This window comes from Nocardioides nitrophenolicus (genome assembly GCF_016907515.1).
Lineage (GTDB): Bacteria > Actinomycetota > Actinomycetes > Propionibacteriales > Nocardioidaceae > Nocardioides > Nocardioides nitrophenolicus.
Map to the genome: position 1 here is coordinate 5,271,689 of NZ_JAFBBY010000001.1, position 15,215 is coordinate 5,286,903.

General features: G+C 66.8%; 9 protein-coding genes. 6 read left to right on the forward strand and 3 right to left on the reverse strand.

Annotation, left to right across the window (positions count from 1 at the left end; genetic code table 11):
* The first annotated feature begins 13 nt into the window (after positions 1–13).
* Genes JOD66_RS25315 through JOD66_RS25330 form a run of 4 tightly spaced genes read left to right on the forward strand, consistent with a single transcriptional unit; the run spans position 14 to position 3,641 of the window.
* Positions 14–1,084 carry an alpha/beta hydrolase gene (locus JOD66_RS25315; RefSeq protein ID WP_204839543.1) on the forward strand — a complete coding sequence of 357 codons (1,071 nt, stop codon included), beginning with the start codon at positions 14–16 and terminating at the stop codon, positions 1,082–1,084.
* A gap of 31 nt (positions 1,085–1,115) precedes the next feature.
* Positions 1,116–1,985 carry a mycofactocin-coupled SDR family oxidoreductase gene (locus tag JOD66_RS25320; protein WP_204839544.1) on the forward strand — a complete coding sequence of 290 codons (870 nt, stop codon included), beginning with the start codon at positions 1,116–1,118 and terminating at the stop codon, positions 1,983–1,985.
* Positions 1,978–2,922, forward strand: a complete 945-nt coding sequence (locus JOD66_RS25325; RefSeq protein WP_239545442.1) for a zinc-binding dehydrogenase — start codon at positions 1,978–1,980, stop codon at positions 2,920–2,922. The genes JOD66_RS25320 and JOD66_RS25325 overlap by 8 nt, the downstream gene beginning before the upstream one ends.
* Entirely contained in the window at positions 2,919–3,641 is a 723-nt protein-coding gene (locus tag JOD66_RS25330) for a YoaK family protein (protein ID WP_204839545.1), read from the forward strand. Before JOD66_RS25325 ends, JOD66_RS25330 begins: the two co-directional genes overlap by 4 nt.
* Before the next feature lie 375 nt (positions 3,642–4,016).
* Here JOD66_RS25330 and JOD66_RS25335 read toward each other — a convergent pair whose 3' ends face one another.
* Together JOD66_RS25335 and JOD66_RS25340 are read right to left on the reverse strand one after the other, a co-directional pair.
* Positions 4,017–4,328, reverse strand: coding sequence for a hypothetical protein (locus JOD66_RS25335; protein ID WP_204839546.1), 312 nt, complete (start codon positions 4,326–4,328; stop codon positions 4,017–4,019).
* A 754-nt stretch (positions 4,329–5,082) separates the two neighbouring features.
* Positions 5,083–5,439, reverse strand: a complete 357-nt coding sequence (locus tag JOD66_RS25340; protein WP_204839547.1) for a hypothetical protein — start codon at positions 5,437–5,439, stop codon at positions 5,083–5,085.
* Positions 5,440–6,137: 698 nt separating this feature from the next.
* On the opposite strand from JOD66_RS25340, the gene JOD66_RS25345 reads away from it, so the two are divergent.
* Together JOD66_RS25345 and JOD66_RS25350 are read left to right on the forward strand one after the other, a co-directional pair.
* A complete protein-coding gene (locus JOD66_RS25345) occupies positions 6,138–12,587 on the forward strand; it encodes a hypothetical protein (RefSeq protein WP_204839548.1) in 6,450 nt (2,149 codons plus the stop codon).
* Positions 12,577–13,365, forward strand: a complete 789-nt coding sequence (locus JOD66_RS25350; protein WP_204839549.1) for a hypothetical protein — start codon at positions 12,577–12,579, stop codon at positions 13,363–13,365. The genes JOD66_RS25345 and JOD66_RS25350 overlap by 11 nt, the downstream gene beginning before the upstream one ends.
* 382 nt (positions 13,366–13,747) lie before the next feature.
* Here JOD66_RS25350 and glnA read toward each other — a convergent pair whose 3' ends face one another.
* On the reverse strand, positions 13,748–15,169 hold the full coding sequence (gene glnA / locus JOD66_RS25355) for a type I glutamate--ammonia ligase (RefSeq protein ID WP_204839550.1): 1,422 nt from the start codon (positions 15,167–15,169) through the stop codon (positions 13,748–13,750).
* Positions 15,170–15,215: the final 46 nt, after the last annotated feature.

Here is a 15,215-nt window from a genome sequence, read left to right on the forward strand (position 1 = left end):
AAAGGCAGAATCCGTGAGCTCCACCGAGACGCCCGACGACGGCGTCGCCGAGATGACGGCAGCGACCCGCTCCCGCGCGGTCGCGGCGGGCATCGACGTCCACGAGTACGACGCCGTGACCGGCGCGCTGACCTCGCTCGACCGCTGGAGCGACAGCTTCCGCGACGTCGCGGCAGGCTATGTGCGCACCGCCGTCGCGGCCCGCGAGCAGGGTCTGGCCGTCACCAGCGGCGAGGCCTTCCTGACCGCGTCGGCCTGGTACTACTTCGCCGGGTCGTGGCCGAGCCCCCGCACCAGCACCTACCAGGAGGCGGCGCAGGCGCAGGCCGCAGCGCTCGCCGTCCTCGACCCGGGGGCCGAGCGGGTCGAGGGTGACCGCTTCCGTGGCGTGCTCCGTCGCCCGGCGACGGAGTCCGCCGCCCTGGTGGTGCTCGTCCCCGGTCTCGACGGGGCGAAGGAGGAGCTGTGGTCGTTGGCCGAGGCGCTCCTGGCCCGCGGCTGTGCGACCCTCGTGCTGGACGGACCGGGCCAGGGTGAGCTGGTCGGCGTCCAGGCGCCGACGACCGACTACCCGGCGGTCGTCCGGGAGGCGCTGGACGCGGTGCTCCCGCGCTTCCCGGACGAGGGGCGCGAGGTCCGCGCCGGCATCCTCGCCTGCAGCCTCGGCGGGCTGTACGCGACCGCGACCCTCGCCGCGGAGCCGCGGCTGCGGGCCGGCGTAGTCGTCAGCGGCCTGGTGAAGGTCCCTCCCTACGCCGACCTTCCGCCCCTGATCCAGGGGCTCCTGACGGTGCGCACCGGCGACGAGGAGGGCGCCCGCCGCTTCACCGGGTCCCTCGACGTCACCGACGCCGCGCTCGCGATCGACGTACCGCTCCTGGTCGTCGACGGCGACGCCGACCCCCTCGTCCACGGCGACTTCACCGGCCGCTGGCTCGCCGAGCACGTCACGGGTGCGGAGCGCCGCGTCGTGGCCGGCGGTGACCACAACATCGCCAACGCCCGGGGGCGCTGGCTCCCGGGCGCGGCAGACTGGCTCGCGCAGCAGCTCGGCGCCCCCGTCGTCCGTGCCGTCCCGGCCTGACCCCTACCAGCATCCGACACAGGAGGAAACGATGAGCAGCTCGTTCGAAGGGAAGGTCGCCTTCATCACCGGCGGGGCGCGTGGGCAGGGGCGCGAGGCCGCCCTCGAGTTCGCGCGCCGCGGCGCGGACGTCGTCGTGGTCGACATCGCGGCCGACATCGCCAGCGTGCCGTACCCGCTCGCGTCGAAGGAGGACCTGGAGGAGACCCGGGCCCTGGTCGAGGAGGAGGGGCGCGCGTGCCTGGCGCTCGTCGCGGACGTCCGGGACCAGTCCGCCCTCGACGAGGCGGTGGCCGCGACGGTCGACCGGTTCGGTCGCATCGACGCCCTGCTCGTCAACGCGGGCATCTACGACTGGTCCGACAAGCCGTTGTGGGAGACCCCCGACGCGGCCTGGGCCGACCAGATCGGCGTCTGCCTCGAGGGAGCCTGGCGCACCGCCAAGGCGGTGGCGCCGGTGATGGTCGAGCAGCAGAGCGGCGCCATCGTCTTCACCTCCTCGAACGTCGGCGTCGAGGGCGCGCCCTGCAGCGCGCCGTACGTCGCCGCGAAGCACGGGGTGATCGGGCTGATGCGGGTGGCCGCGCTGGAGCTCGGCAACCACAACGTGCGCGTCAACGCGCTGCTGCCCTCGACCACGGACACGCTGATCAACGACCACCCGGCCGGGTGGCGGCGCGCCAGCGGCAAGCCCGACGGGACCCGCGAGGACTACCTCGACGCGGTCCACCAGTGGACGGCGATGCGCAACGTCGGCGCCCTGCCCGCCCGGGCCGCCGCCCTCGCCGCCATCTGGCTCTGCTCCGAGGAGGCCGCGTTCGTGCACGGGATCCAGCTGCCCGTCGACGCCGGGCACCTCGTGCTCCCCGGCATGAACCCGTGGCCGGTGCGCGATGCCTGAGCCGACCATGCGCGCGCTGGTCCGCGACGCCACCACGGAGACCGGGGTGCGCCTCGCGTCCGGCGTACCGATCCCGGTGCCGCAGCCGGGGGAGGCGCTGGTGCGCACGACCGCGATCGGGCTGAACTTCGGCGAGGTGAACGCCGGCGTCTTCGACCTCCCCGACGGCACGGTGCCGGGCTGGGACTCGGCCGGGATCGTCGTACGTGCGGCCGCCGACGGCTCCGGGCCGCCGGAAGGCGCCCTGGTCGTGACGCACGGCGGCCTCGGCGGCTGGGCCGAGCTCCGCGCCGTACCGACCGCGTGGCTCGGGACGGCCCCTGCGGGCGCCGACCCGGTCGCCCTCGCGACCCTCCCCGTCGCCGCCACGACCGCGCTGCGGGCGCTCCAGCTCACCGGGACCCTCGGCAAGCGGATCCTGGTCACCGGCGCCAGCGGCGGGGTGGGCCGGTTCGCCGTACAGCTGGCGCGTCGCGGGGGAGCGCACGTCGTCGCTTCGACCACCAGTCCGAGCGAGCTCGGACCGCGGCTGCGCGAGCTCGGCGCCGCCGAGGTGGTGAGCCACCCGCGCGAGGCCGAGGGCCGTTTCGACGGCGTCCTCGACCTGGTCGCCGGCGACCAGCTCGTCGCGGGCTACCTCGCGCTGCGGCCCGGCGGCGTGCTGGTGGCGATCGGGCACGCCACCGTGGCCGAGACCGTCTTCCCGATCGGCGCCTTCCACGCCCACGGCGGCCTCCACGACCGCCGGCTGGTGACCTTCCACCTGCACGGCGGACTCCCGGTGGGTGACGACCTCACGCTGCTGGCGTCGGAGGTCGCCGAGGGCCGGCTGGACGCCGAGGTCACCTGGCGCGGGCCGTGGGAGGACCACGCGACCCCGTTCGGTCTGCTGCGTCAGCGGGGCCTGCGCGGCAAGGCCGTGCTCGAGGTCGCATGAGCGAGCTGAGCCCGGACCCGACCGCCCTCGCCGAGCGCTCCCGGCTGTGGGCGATGCTCGCGCTCACCTTCACCACCGGCATGGTCGACGCGATCGGCTATCTCGGCCTCGACCGGGTCTTCACCGGCAACATGACCGGCAACGTGGTCATCCTCGGCATGGCCATCACGGGCGCCGGCGACCTGCCGATCGCGGGCCCACTCCTCGCGCTGGCCGGCTTCATGGCGGGCGCCGCCATCGGTGGCCGCGCGCTGCGCCGCGCCGAGCCCGGCTGGACCCGCCTGACGACCCTGCTGTTCGCCGCGGTGGGATCGATCGTGCTGGCCCTGGGGATCACGACGGCGGTCGTCGGCACCGACCGCGAGCCGGTCGCCCTCGCCGTCACCACCGCGCTCGGCGCGGCCATGGGCCTGCAGGCCGCGACCGCTCGCTTCCTCGCGGTCAAGGACGTGACGACGGTCGTCGTCACCTCGACCCTCACCGGTCTTGCCGCTGACTCCCGGCTGGGCTTGGGCACCGGCTCCGGCTCCGGCCGCCGCCTTCTTGCGGTCGTGGCCATCGGGGTGGGTGCTCTCGCGGGGGCACTGCTGCTGCGGGCGGGGCTCGGGTGGTCGCTCATGGTCGTTGCGGGAATCATCCTGGTGACGACCGTGCTCGGTGCGATGTTCCAAACCGGGCGGCTCTCGTCGTCAGCTGCTCCACGGCCCGCTCGGGTCTGAGCCGGTGTGTTCGCCCGGCTGGCGGACGGCTTCGCGTAAGCGAACGTTGTGTCCTGTCATTGCGCGCCGTCTCCGAGGCTGTGGAGCGGCTCGGGGTCTCGACGCGGCAGGTCCAGCAGTTGGTAGTGTGCGGCGAGCTGCGTTCCCTGGCCGGGGGACTGGTCGACGAGATTTCGATCGAGCGGCTGCTGGCCGTCTGCCGTGGTTCGCACGCGGTCTCCCGACGGGCCTGGCGATCACGTTAGTCGGACGTCGTCGTCGCGGTCGCCCGCATTCGGGGCGGTTAGACGCAAGCCGACGACCGGTCGCTCAGCGGCATGGTCAGACCCTCCGCCCCGACAGCCGCATCGTCGAGCCCTGGTGGCTCCGCTCCCACTAAGACCGGCGGTTCTTCGTGCGGGTGTTCTCGTGTCCCTGGGGTCGCGTCGTGTCGTCGGGGTGCGCACGCGCCCAAGACCGCTTGCTGGTGACCATGTGACGGACCTTGTCGTCGGGGTCTTGACGGAGGATCTCAAGCACGTTCAGAGGCACGGTCTTGTTCTGGGCGACCCAGAATCGCATGTCCGGGAATCGCTCGATCACCTCGCGCCAAGTGCTCTCGCTCGCTTCGTCGTGAGCAGCCCGGTTGTACTCCGCTGGGTCATCGCTGATCCGCAGACGCACGAACTCCTCTGCCGATTCGATCACTCGGGCATGGTGCCACGACCCATCGCACATTGGTAGGACCGAGCGGATCGCGACAGATCCGGGCGAATGTCTGCTTGGTACGGGCACCTGCGAAGCAGGGGTGAGCATCCGTCAGTACTGGCTAAGCCACTACCGCTCACACGGTCATGGTGGCGCATTCAGTCGATTTCAGAACACCCGTGCGCTGGCCGGGGGCGACCGCTTTGGCAGATGAGTGCGTCCGGGTCGCGGCGGTTTGACGCATGCGAAGGCGGCGGCGCACGGGACGCCTGTCGCGCCACAAGAAGGGCTGGGACCGTGGAACTGACTCGGGCTCATTACGACCTTCTCCGCCCCATCAAGTCACTTCAAGAGGACGACACTGAGCGGTTCCCGTCGACCCGGGAAATGGGCACGAGACTCTTGCAGATCTACAAGGCTAGGGATGGCGGGTACTCGTGGCAAAGCAGCCCGCCATGGCATGGAACTTCGCCGATGGCCGACGAGCTACGCCGGGAGGGATTGATCGAGGTCGACGTCGGCATGGCCACGTTCCACCGCCCAAACCAGCCGACTCCGTCCGTCGATCAGTACTGGATTGGCACCACCGAGGAGGGCAAGACCGCGCTAACCAAGGCTGAGCCAACTGGATAGTCATGATCGTGCCTGCGACCCGAAGGCGGTGATCGCGGCGGAATGAGGCACGTCAGTCTTGAAGGACGAATATCCGCCTACTTCGTTCGGCGAAGAGGGCGAGTAGGTGGTTGCTCGCCCGTTACGGGTTTCGCAGATCTTTCGCGAGCGCTGCGGACAATGACCGCCCATCCAATCGATCGACCGAACCTTCGGTTAGAGATCGCAACTCCTCCCGGATCAGCTTTTCCATCGCTTCGGTGCGACCAGACATGTCGGCCAAAGCGCGGGCGTCCCTCGCGCCGCCCACCGGTCCCTCCCACCAATCCAGCAACCAATCGGTGAAGACGTCATAGGCGGCACGAACTTCATCGCTGGCCCAGAGAGCGACTCTCGCTTCGAGGCGAAACTGCTCGTCTGGCGTGAACGGTGTCGTCGACGTTCCGAGTTTGTCGGGTGTGTAGCTGGCGAACCAGTCTCGCTCGTGCCGCATGTGCACCAGAAGGTCTATGTATACCTGCTTGCGTTCGTTCGCCAGCCCGTCTGCGATGGCTGCAAATCGTTGATGTCGCCAGAGCAGACGCTTATGACGCCGGTCCCCCCCCGCTTATTCAAGGCGGGCACGATAACGCCCAAGAGAGCCACCGAGCCGGTGACGATGATGGCGATCTGTTCCGTGCTCATACCCACGTGCGAATGCTGTCACGGTGGTCAGCCTTTTCGCGCATTTTTCTGATGCCGACACGGCACAGAGTGATACGGAACGTCCAGGACACCGTCGCTTGCGGAGAGCCTGCGCGGTTCAAGGCGGCCGGAGAGATCCCTGCGTCCGGTCGCAACGTAAGACGCCCCCGGAGCGCACTTGGAGCGGTAGGTCCGGATGCACGCCGTCCGACTGCGGGATGAGGAGTTCTCGAGCACCGGAGGCCGTCGCCTCGGTCTCCCAATCTCGTAGGCGTTGACGTTGGAGTCATGGTCCCAGCCAGGGTGCATGAAGCTGGTAGGGCTCCTGCGAGTGGGGCAACTCTCTACGGACAAGCCCTGCGCCGCGCCGTCACATCCGTTCACCATTGTCCGCGCCGCCGAATATGCTCCTTGCACGGAGGAGTCGCTGGCCTCGGGCTGGCTCAAGCAAGACGGGGTGGTGACGCCAACTGTGCGATGCGTCCTCTGCTGTCGACCACGCTGCAGGCGAAAATGACTTCGCTGACAGATGTCCGTCCGAGTAGGGACGGCGACCAGTTCCACTACACATGGGCAGCGCGCCAGTCGCTACGTCTGCTGGACACCACCGCCGGATTGACCGCGCTCTACGTGGAAGCGGTCGATCCAAGCGAGCACCGATCGCGGGCTGAGGCGGATCCGGGCAACAACGTCGCTCGACTCGCGGCCGATGACTCCTCGCCACTCACAGGTGACGAGGTGATCGACCTCGCCGAGTACTGGGGTTCCAGCGACATCGACGACGCTGATCTCGTCGTCTACCGCCAGTTCAAGCACTCCACCACACGGCCGGACGAGGCCTGGACCTTCTCGTACCTGACCAAGACTCTCGTCGGCTTCGCGAAGAAGTACCGCTCCCACCGCGACAACCATCCAGAGGCCTTAGGCCGGATCAGGTTTGAGTTCATCACCAACCGTCCGATCAGTGACTCAGCCCTAAAGACACTCGACGACCTCAAGAAGGGCAAGCCATCCACCGCCGCCGACTCGGTCCGACGCAGGCTGGCCGACATCCTCGACGCCGACGACATCGTTGACCTCGCCAACGCGCTAGACGTCGATCTTCGGGCCCCCGCGCTACTGAAGTTGCGTCAGCTCTTGGAGACCCAAGTCGCCGGGCTGCTCCCCGGCGCGCCAGGGGATCAAGCATTACTGCTGAGAGAGATGATCTCAAGCCGCGCGACGTCCGTCTCGGGCAACCAACCCGCGGTCTACCGCGAGGACGTTTTGGCTGCGCTAAAGACGTCAGATGACCAACTGCTGCCTGCCCCGAACCTCATCCAAACTCCCACCACCCCCCTCACGAGAGGCCAGTTCACCGAGATCGCCGACGCGGTATGCGCGGCACAGGGAATGCCTGTCGTGATCCACGGCCCAGGCGGAGTGGGCAAGAGCGTGCTGTCCATGGCGCTCCTAGAACTTGGTCCGCCCCGCAGCGAAGCCCTCGTTTACGACTGCTTCGGAAACGGCTCGTACAGGCGCCCCAGCAGCGCACGCCATCAGGCCAAGCAAGGTCTAGTGCAACTGTCGAACGAGCTCTCCGCGCGATCCCTATGCGACCCGCTCGTCCCATCAGCGACAGCAGACGACACGGACTACGCGCGCGCCTTCCTAGGACGCCTCGAGAACGCCGCCGCAACCATCGGGGCCACATCACCAGACGCCCTACTCACCATCGTGATCGATGCGGCCGACAACGCCGCCATGATGGCTGCCGACGCAGGGGACCGCCCGTTCGTTGCAGGACTGCTGCGCGAAGAACTCCCGCCCAACGTAAGGCTGGTCGTCACGTGCCGCACCGAAAGACGCAACCGACTTGACCTACCGCCACATCACCTGGACATTCGACTCGAGGGGTTCGACCTAGCTGAGACCCGCGCACATGTTGAGCAAGCCTTTCCAAGCGTGTCCGCAGCAGACGCCGCCGAGTTCCACGCCCGCACCAGCCGCAACCCGCGAGTCCAAGCCACCGTGCTCGAGGCGACCAGCACCATCGAAGAAGCGCTTGACTGGCTAGCCCCCAATCCTGTTTCTCCCGCCGCTGCCCTCGACTCCATCATCGAACGCCAGATAGCCGAGGTGCGCGACAGCCACCACAGCAGCGCCGCCGAGATCGACCAAATTTGTATCGGTCTGGCAGCACTCCGACCGATGATCCCCGTCCGCGTCCTCGCGGAGCTGTCAGGCATCGAGGAATCGCTCGTCCTCAGCTTCGTCACAGACCTTGGCCGGCCTCTGCTGATCGATAGCGGGACGGTCCAGTTCCGCGACGAACCCACCGAGACCTGGTTCCGCGACCACTACCGACCCGCGGGCACAAGCCTGGACGAGTTTTTGCTGCGCCTCACACCGCTCGCTGACAGCGACGCCTACGTTGCCGCATCACTCCCCGCGCTGCTCTTCGAGGCGAACCGGTTCGACGATCTGGTCCAACTCGCACTCTCGGACGAGGGGCTGCCCGACAACACACTTCCGCCGCACCAACGCAACGAGCTGCAGCGGCGGGAGATCTCGCAGCAGAGGACGCAGTTCGCGCTGAGCGCCGCTCTGCGTGGAGACCACGACTTCGCCGCGACCCGGCTCGCGTTGCGTCTCGGCGAGCTCACGGCGGGCAGGACCAGGCGACTCAAACTCATCAGAGACAACACCGACCTGGCTGCCCGGTTCCTGGATGCCCACGTGCTGGAGCAACTCGTGGCCACGCGCGCTGTCACGGGCAAGTGGCCGAGCTCGAACCTGCTGTACGAAGGCGCCCTCCTGGCTGGCGCGCCCGGTCAATCCGAGCAAGCCAGGAATCGACTCCGAAGCGCCGTGACCTGGGTCCGAGCCTGGACCCAGCAAGCGGCCAGAGATGACGAGCGCTCGAACGTCAGCGACAAGGACGTCATGCAGATCGCATGGGGTCTGCTCAACACTGACGGCCCCGATGCATGCGTCGACTACCTGCTTCGCTGGACCCCAAGAACACTCGCGTTCGATGTCGGCGTGCTCGTGGCCCGACGTCTGGCCGATGCAGGGCGGGTGGCCGACCTCGAGTCGCTGGCTCTGAGCACACGCGGGAAGTACGCGAAGTTCGCCGTCGCCCAGGTATGCGCCGAGCGGGATCTCCCCATGACGCCCGAGGTCGTCACGCACCTTCTGAAGCCGGCGTTGAAGAGATCCAAGCCAGTTCGGCCGAGCCGACGAGCCGGCGAGTCATGGGCCTCGCCCATGAACGAACTGGTCCACGAAGGACTGACCGCCATCGTTTGGCTGATCACCCGCGCCCTCGCCACCAGTTCGATCTCGACAGACGACGCCCACCGCGTCCTGAATGTTTATCTGCCCGCAGACATGGGGCGCAGAACAGGCGAGTGGCACCACCGCGACCTGTGGGTACCGCTTCTCGGGTTCGCACTGCGAGCAAGGCTCGAAGGGCGCGAACTCACCGCCACGGAGATCGAAGGCCCAGACATCACCAGGGCGCGCGAGCGTAAGCACTTTGAGTCGTCCAGGTCGTTGCGGGCCTATGAAGCCAACGTGGAACCGCTAGTGGGGTGGGCGAACCTATGGACTGCGCTGCAGTTCGATCCGAGCCCGGCGCTGCTCTCTGAGTTCTCCGACAAGGCGAGAGCGTTCTTGAGCCGCGAGGGCACGCGCCGGCACAACGACGAAGAGACCGACCAGGTCCAGCTGAACATCACCGCTTCGGTCATCCTCAGCGTGCTGGTAGAACACCCTGCAACCCTCACTAGCACCGACATCACCGCGTTCTGTGAACGTAATCGAGACAGCCTGTGGCGCTCGACGATGATCCAACTCGTCCAGCGAGCATCGGCCTCCGACGACCTGGGCGAGGTGACAGCCGAGCTTGCTCGGCAGGTGCACGCTGACTTGCTGGTGGCCCGGGAGGATGCACACGAGAAGGCGAAGGGCCTGGTCCTGCTCGCGCGAGCGACGTACCAGGCATCACCACACGAGGCCGAGATTCACTTCCAAGCAGGGCTCGACATCGCAAACGCGATCGGGGACGACGCATGGTCACGGTTCGATGCGTTCGTCGAAATTGCCCTACTCGCCGGCGAGACGAGTGACGACGAACCCGGTCGTGCCTACCGGATGGGGCAGATCTCGGAAGGCCTAGAGGAGTACCTCGGCGACTCCCTCGACTTTGCACGCGTCGCTCGGGTCGCGGCTGGGCTGAGCGTCCCCGAAGCACTCGCCCTGGTCTCACGCTGGAGAGACCGGCGCGTCGCACCGGTCGCCCGCCTCGCCGAACCATTCTGCACCAAACCAGTGGGGTTACTCGCAGAGGACCCGGCCCTAGCCCTCGCCTTGTTGCCGTTCTGCGACCGTCACCCCGCGATCGACACTCTCGCCGAGGTTCTCGCGTCGTCAACACTCCCGGCGACGCCAGTCATCGTGGCCCTGCTGCGGCTGTGGCGGACCGAGCCTCCCAAGAGAGACGCGCTAGACCGTGCGCTCGATGTACTCGGCATCCCTAAGCGCACAATCGAAGCCATCGACCCCACGCTCCTGATGCATCGCGAGGCGGCGGCCGAGACGACTGAGGTCGCGGTTACCGACGCGCGTCCCGCACCCACGAGCTACACGGACATCGACTTCACTTCGGTCGAGGGCTGGGTCATTGCACTGGACCGAGCGCAGAGACGTCCCGACCGCGATGCTCTCTTCGACCATGTGGCATCGGTAGGATTCAGCGCGCCGATCCTTGAGGCGTTCGGCAACTGCCCAACCGTCGACGTGTGGCATCTCGCGGTGATCCTCGAGAGGCTGGAGACGGCCTCCCTCTCGATGGGCGCGCAGAGCGCCCTGGACGTCGCACTGACAACGTTGCTTGGGCGGCTCGGCTCGGCCTACCTTCTGGTGTCCTATCGGTCCCTCGACGTCGCACGGCTGCGATCGCTCACAGGACGGGAGACTGACTACGGACGTGTTGCCAGCCGGGCCGTGGCCGACCAGCCAGCGTACGAGCCCGAGGAGGCGTTCACACTCGCTGCCAAGCTGGCCACACGCCTCACGCCTGCGGATCGCCTCAGTATCTTCGACGCAGCAGCCAGCCTCTTCACTAACACTGCACCCCCAAACTCCTTCGACGGTCCCCATCCGGCCGGCATGACGGCGAACTGCGACAACGTCACAGCAGTTGCCTGCCTGATCTGGACCGCGCTTGGTGACCCCGCACCGGCGACACGGTGGCTAGCAGCCCATGCAGTCCATCTCCTGTTGTCGATCGAGGCGCCGCACCTTGCCGAGCGGATGTGCGAGGTGGCGATGGGCAGCGTCGACCCAACTGTGTTCAGAGACGCTCGGCTGCCGTTCTACGACAAGCACGCGACTCAGTGGCTTCTCCTTGCTCTTTCGCGCGCCTCGCTCGAGGCGAGATCGCTACCCCAGGTCGCGAAGTTCGCGCCGTTGTTGCGGCAGGTGCTGGAAGGTCCTCGACACGCCGTAACGAGCCCACTCACTCGCGACATAGTCCTTCGCCTCCAACGCGCAGACCTCACCCCTGAGGGATTGAACTGGCCCCCAGCCGTCGAATCCATCGGTCGACCACTAGGAGTGGTCCGCCGACCCTGGGGGCGCGGGGACGTCGTCAGGTCATTCAGCGAACTGAACGCGCTAGTCCGACGCGAGGCCTGGAACCCTGCGCTCGATACGGACACCGATGACTGGGATGCGGACGACGTCCTCGATGAGGACCTCAACGACGATTTCGGCCCCGGCGAGGACGCAGACGACGATGACGACGAGACATTCAGGTTCTTCTTCGACTTCCGGTCATATTGGTGCGACCGACTAGCGAGGGCGTTCGGAGTGACCGACACCTCGATCGAGAAACTCGTAAACGAGGTGCTCATCGACCGGTGGAAGGTCGAGTGCCGAGGTCGAGTAGAGGACGATCCCCGGCACGAGCTGCGGCTGTACCCACGACACTCGTACTCACAGAAGTCCGAGTGGCCACAAGAAGAGGATCTAGACTTCTACCTGGCCGTCCATGGGTTGTACGAGGTCGCAGGCAGCCTGCTCCAACTTCTTCCGGTAGGCCAAACCTACGACGAGGACGAGGAGACAGGCGAGTCGGAGTACTCGCGGTTCCTCTCGCATCACGTCCCAACGCGCGCCGACGGAAGATGGCTGTCCGATCGTGCGGACGCGGTGCCCTTACAGGCACAGGTCCCTGGTAGATCAGGGGCCGTAGGGGGAGTCCGCGCCGACGAGACCACATGGCCGTTCGAGATCAACGCCACGATCTTCCGAGATGAACTGCAGCCTGAGCCGGATCTTCTGTCAGTCTCTGCATACCGGTCGGTCCAGCACTACAGCCGCAATGAAACGATCCACGTGAGCAGCGCTCTGGTTGCGCCAATCAGCGCACGATCTCTTCTGCGCGCGATGCAGACTGCGCCCGACACCCGGGCCTTCCGCCTCCCTGATGCGTCGAACCGTGAGTTCACATCCGAGGTCGTCGGGTTTGAGCTCACCGGCTGGATCGAGGAGCACGGGTACGCCGAAGGTCTGGACTGCAAGGACCCGCTCGCAAGCGGGATGCACTACCCACCGCAGCGCCCATCGACAGCTCTGCCAGCACTCGCCAAGCTCAGCCCAGACGCAGACATGCGTATCTGGCGAGATGGCGAGCAGATTGTCTTCATCTCCAGGATCTGGGACGACTCCGACGCCGGAACGAGCTCCCACGGCAGTTTCGGCCACCAGTTGCTCGTCGACCGGCCGAGCCTCTCCGCGCTGCTCCGGCGGCTGGACCGATGGCTCATCGTCGAGGTGCAGATCAGGCGGTACGTCGACTCTAGCGAGTACCGCACCTCCGGCGTCGGTAGGAACGACGACGAGCGGCTGCCTTATTTGGAGCCTTACACGAAGTACTTCTTGGTTGACCTCGCAGGAGACATTCATGACCAGTGAGAGCGACCCTGTCATCGAACTCGGCAAGAGCCTTGCCGACGCCCTCGACGCCAGCGACATCGTCGGACGATGGATGGCTCACCATCTCGCAGACCTCATCACCCGGTCCGAGGCACAGCCCGCCGATCAGGAGCTCGCGAGGGAGACGCGCGAGGTCATTTTGAAGCTGTGGGAACACAAGGCTGGCGGCCGATTCACGACAACGCCGTTCGGGTACGTGCAACCGGTCCTCGCCGCTCTCGCACGGCTCGAGCCAGATCCACCACCCTGGGCCCACTTCCGGACACTCTCCGCCGAGGAACTGCCGCCGGCCAACCGCCTGGCGCAGTATCCCATTCTCGAGACGGCATGCGACATGGACCGAGAGTTCGGGCAGTTGGTGCGGCTGGCCGTCGCACTAGCCGCTCAGGCCGCTCTGGAGCGTGAGGAGCCTTGGGTGGTTGCGGCCACGGCAGTGGGCGGCACCGAGGTCGACGACGTGCTGCAACAACTTCAAAGTAGGATCCGCGCCTATCGCCTCGAGACAGCGCTGTATCAACACCCCGGTTCCGCGGACGAGCCGTTCGATCCAGATGATAGTGACCTGCCGGAGTCCGCTCAGCCAACCCAGGTAGACGGAGACCAGCATTCAAGCTCAGCTGATGAGGTCGTCGCCATAGCCCTCAACGCGGCGATTGCTCGGTGCAGGGATCTTCTCGGGCGTCTTGATCACTTAGTCGCTGGGCCCAAACCCGCAGGTGCACCAACGACATCAGAGGCAACTGAGTCCGCCGAGTAGTCGTACTGCATTGTCAAGTTCGCGGTCTCTCGCCCGAGATCGTTCGCAATGACAACCGCTTGTCTGGCACACCCATCGACGCCCAGGTCCGCCTGAGGGTCGGCCATTGTCTCGGAGTCGATGGGAATGTCTGAGTCGCGTTCCATGACGGCCAACGCAGAGGAAAGCGCCGCGGGCCGCGCCGACAACGTTGGTTAGTCGCTGAGCCGGCACCGGACCGCCGGTCCGCGCGATAAGGCGCTCCCGCGACATTCTGGGCGGAATGATGCTCGCCGGAGTTGGCACACCTCCGCCCGCGCGAGCCGCTCTCGAAGCGACGATGGCCCCGGGGAACCCGGGGCCATCGCGCAGACGAGCCAGCAGAACCAGCTCAGGTCACGACTCAGATGTCGTAGTACAGCTCGAACTCGTGCGGGTGCGGCCGCAGCTGCACCGGAGCGATCTCGTTCTCCCGCTTGAACGACGTCCACGTCTCGATCAGGTCGGGCGTGAACACATTGCCGACCGTGAGGAAGTCGTGGTCGGCCTCGAGCGCGTCGAGCACGGCGCCGAGGGAGGTGGGGACCTGGGCGATCTCGGCCATCTCGTCCGGCGGGAGCTCGTAGATGTCCTTGTCGATCGGTGCGGCCGGCTCGGTCTTGTTCTGGATGCCGTCGAGGCCGGCGAGCATGAGGGCCGAGAAGGCGAGGTACGGGTTCGCCGACGGGTCGGGGAACCGGGTCTCGATGCGCTTGGCCTTGGGGTTGCTGCCGGTGATCGGGATCCGGACCGAGGCGGAGCGGTTGCGCGAGGAGTAGACCAGCGAGATCGGGGCCTCGTAGCCGGGGACCAGGCGGTGGTAGGAGTTCACCGTCGGGTTGGTGAACGCGAGCAGCGCCGGGGCGTGGGCGAGGATGCCGCCGATGTACCAGCGGGCCATGTCGGAGAGGCCGCCGTACCCGGTCTCGTCGTAGAACAGCGGCGAGCCGTCCTTCCACAGCGACTGGTGCACGTGCATGCCGGAGCCGTTGTCGCCGAAGATCGGCTTCGGCATGAAGGTGACCGACTTGCCCTGCTCCCAGGCGGTGTTCTTGATGAGGTACTTGAACTTCATCACGTCGTCCGCGGCCTTGAGCAGCGTGTCGAAGCGGTAGTTGATCTCGGCCTGGCCGGCGGTGCCGACCTCGTGGTGGGCTCGCTCGACCTGGAGGCCGCAGGCCTCGAGGTTCTTGACCATGTCGGCGCGCAGGTCGCTGTAGTGGTCGTACGGCTCGACGGGGAAGTAGCCGCCCTTGAGGCGGGTCTTGTAGCCCTTGTTCTCGCCGTCGTCCTTGCCGGAGTTCCACCAGCCCTCGACGGAGTCGATGTGGTAGTAGCCCTCGTTGACGCCCGTCGAGTAGCGCACGTTGTCGAAGATGTAGAACTCCGCCTCGGGCGCGAAGAACGCGGTGTCGGCGATGCCGGTCGAGGAGAGGTAGGCGAGCGCCTTCTTGGCGATGTTGCGCGGGTCGCGCGAGTACGCCTCACCGGTGATCGGGTCGTGGATGAAGAAGTTGACGTTGAGCGTCTTCGCCTTGCGGAAGGGGTCGATGTACGCCGTGGTCGGGTCGGGGAAGAGCGACATGTCCGACTCGTTGATCGCCTGGAAGCCGCGGATCGAGGAGCCGTCGAAGCCCAGGCCGTCGTCGAAGACGGACTGGTCGAAGGACGAGGCCGGCACGGTGAAGTGCTGCATCACACCGGGCAGGTCGCAGAAGCGGACGTCGATCATCTCGACGCCCTCGTCCTTGATGTACTTGAGCAGCTCTTCGCTGTTGTTGAACATTCGGTCCTCCTCGGCTGTGGCTCCGCGGCCCAGCCATCGGTTCAGC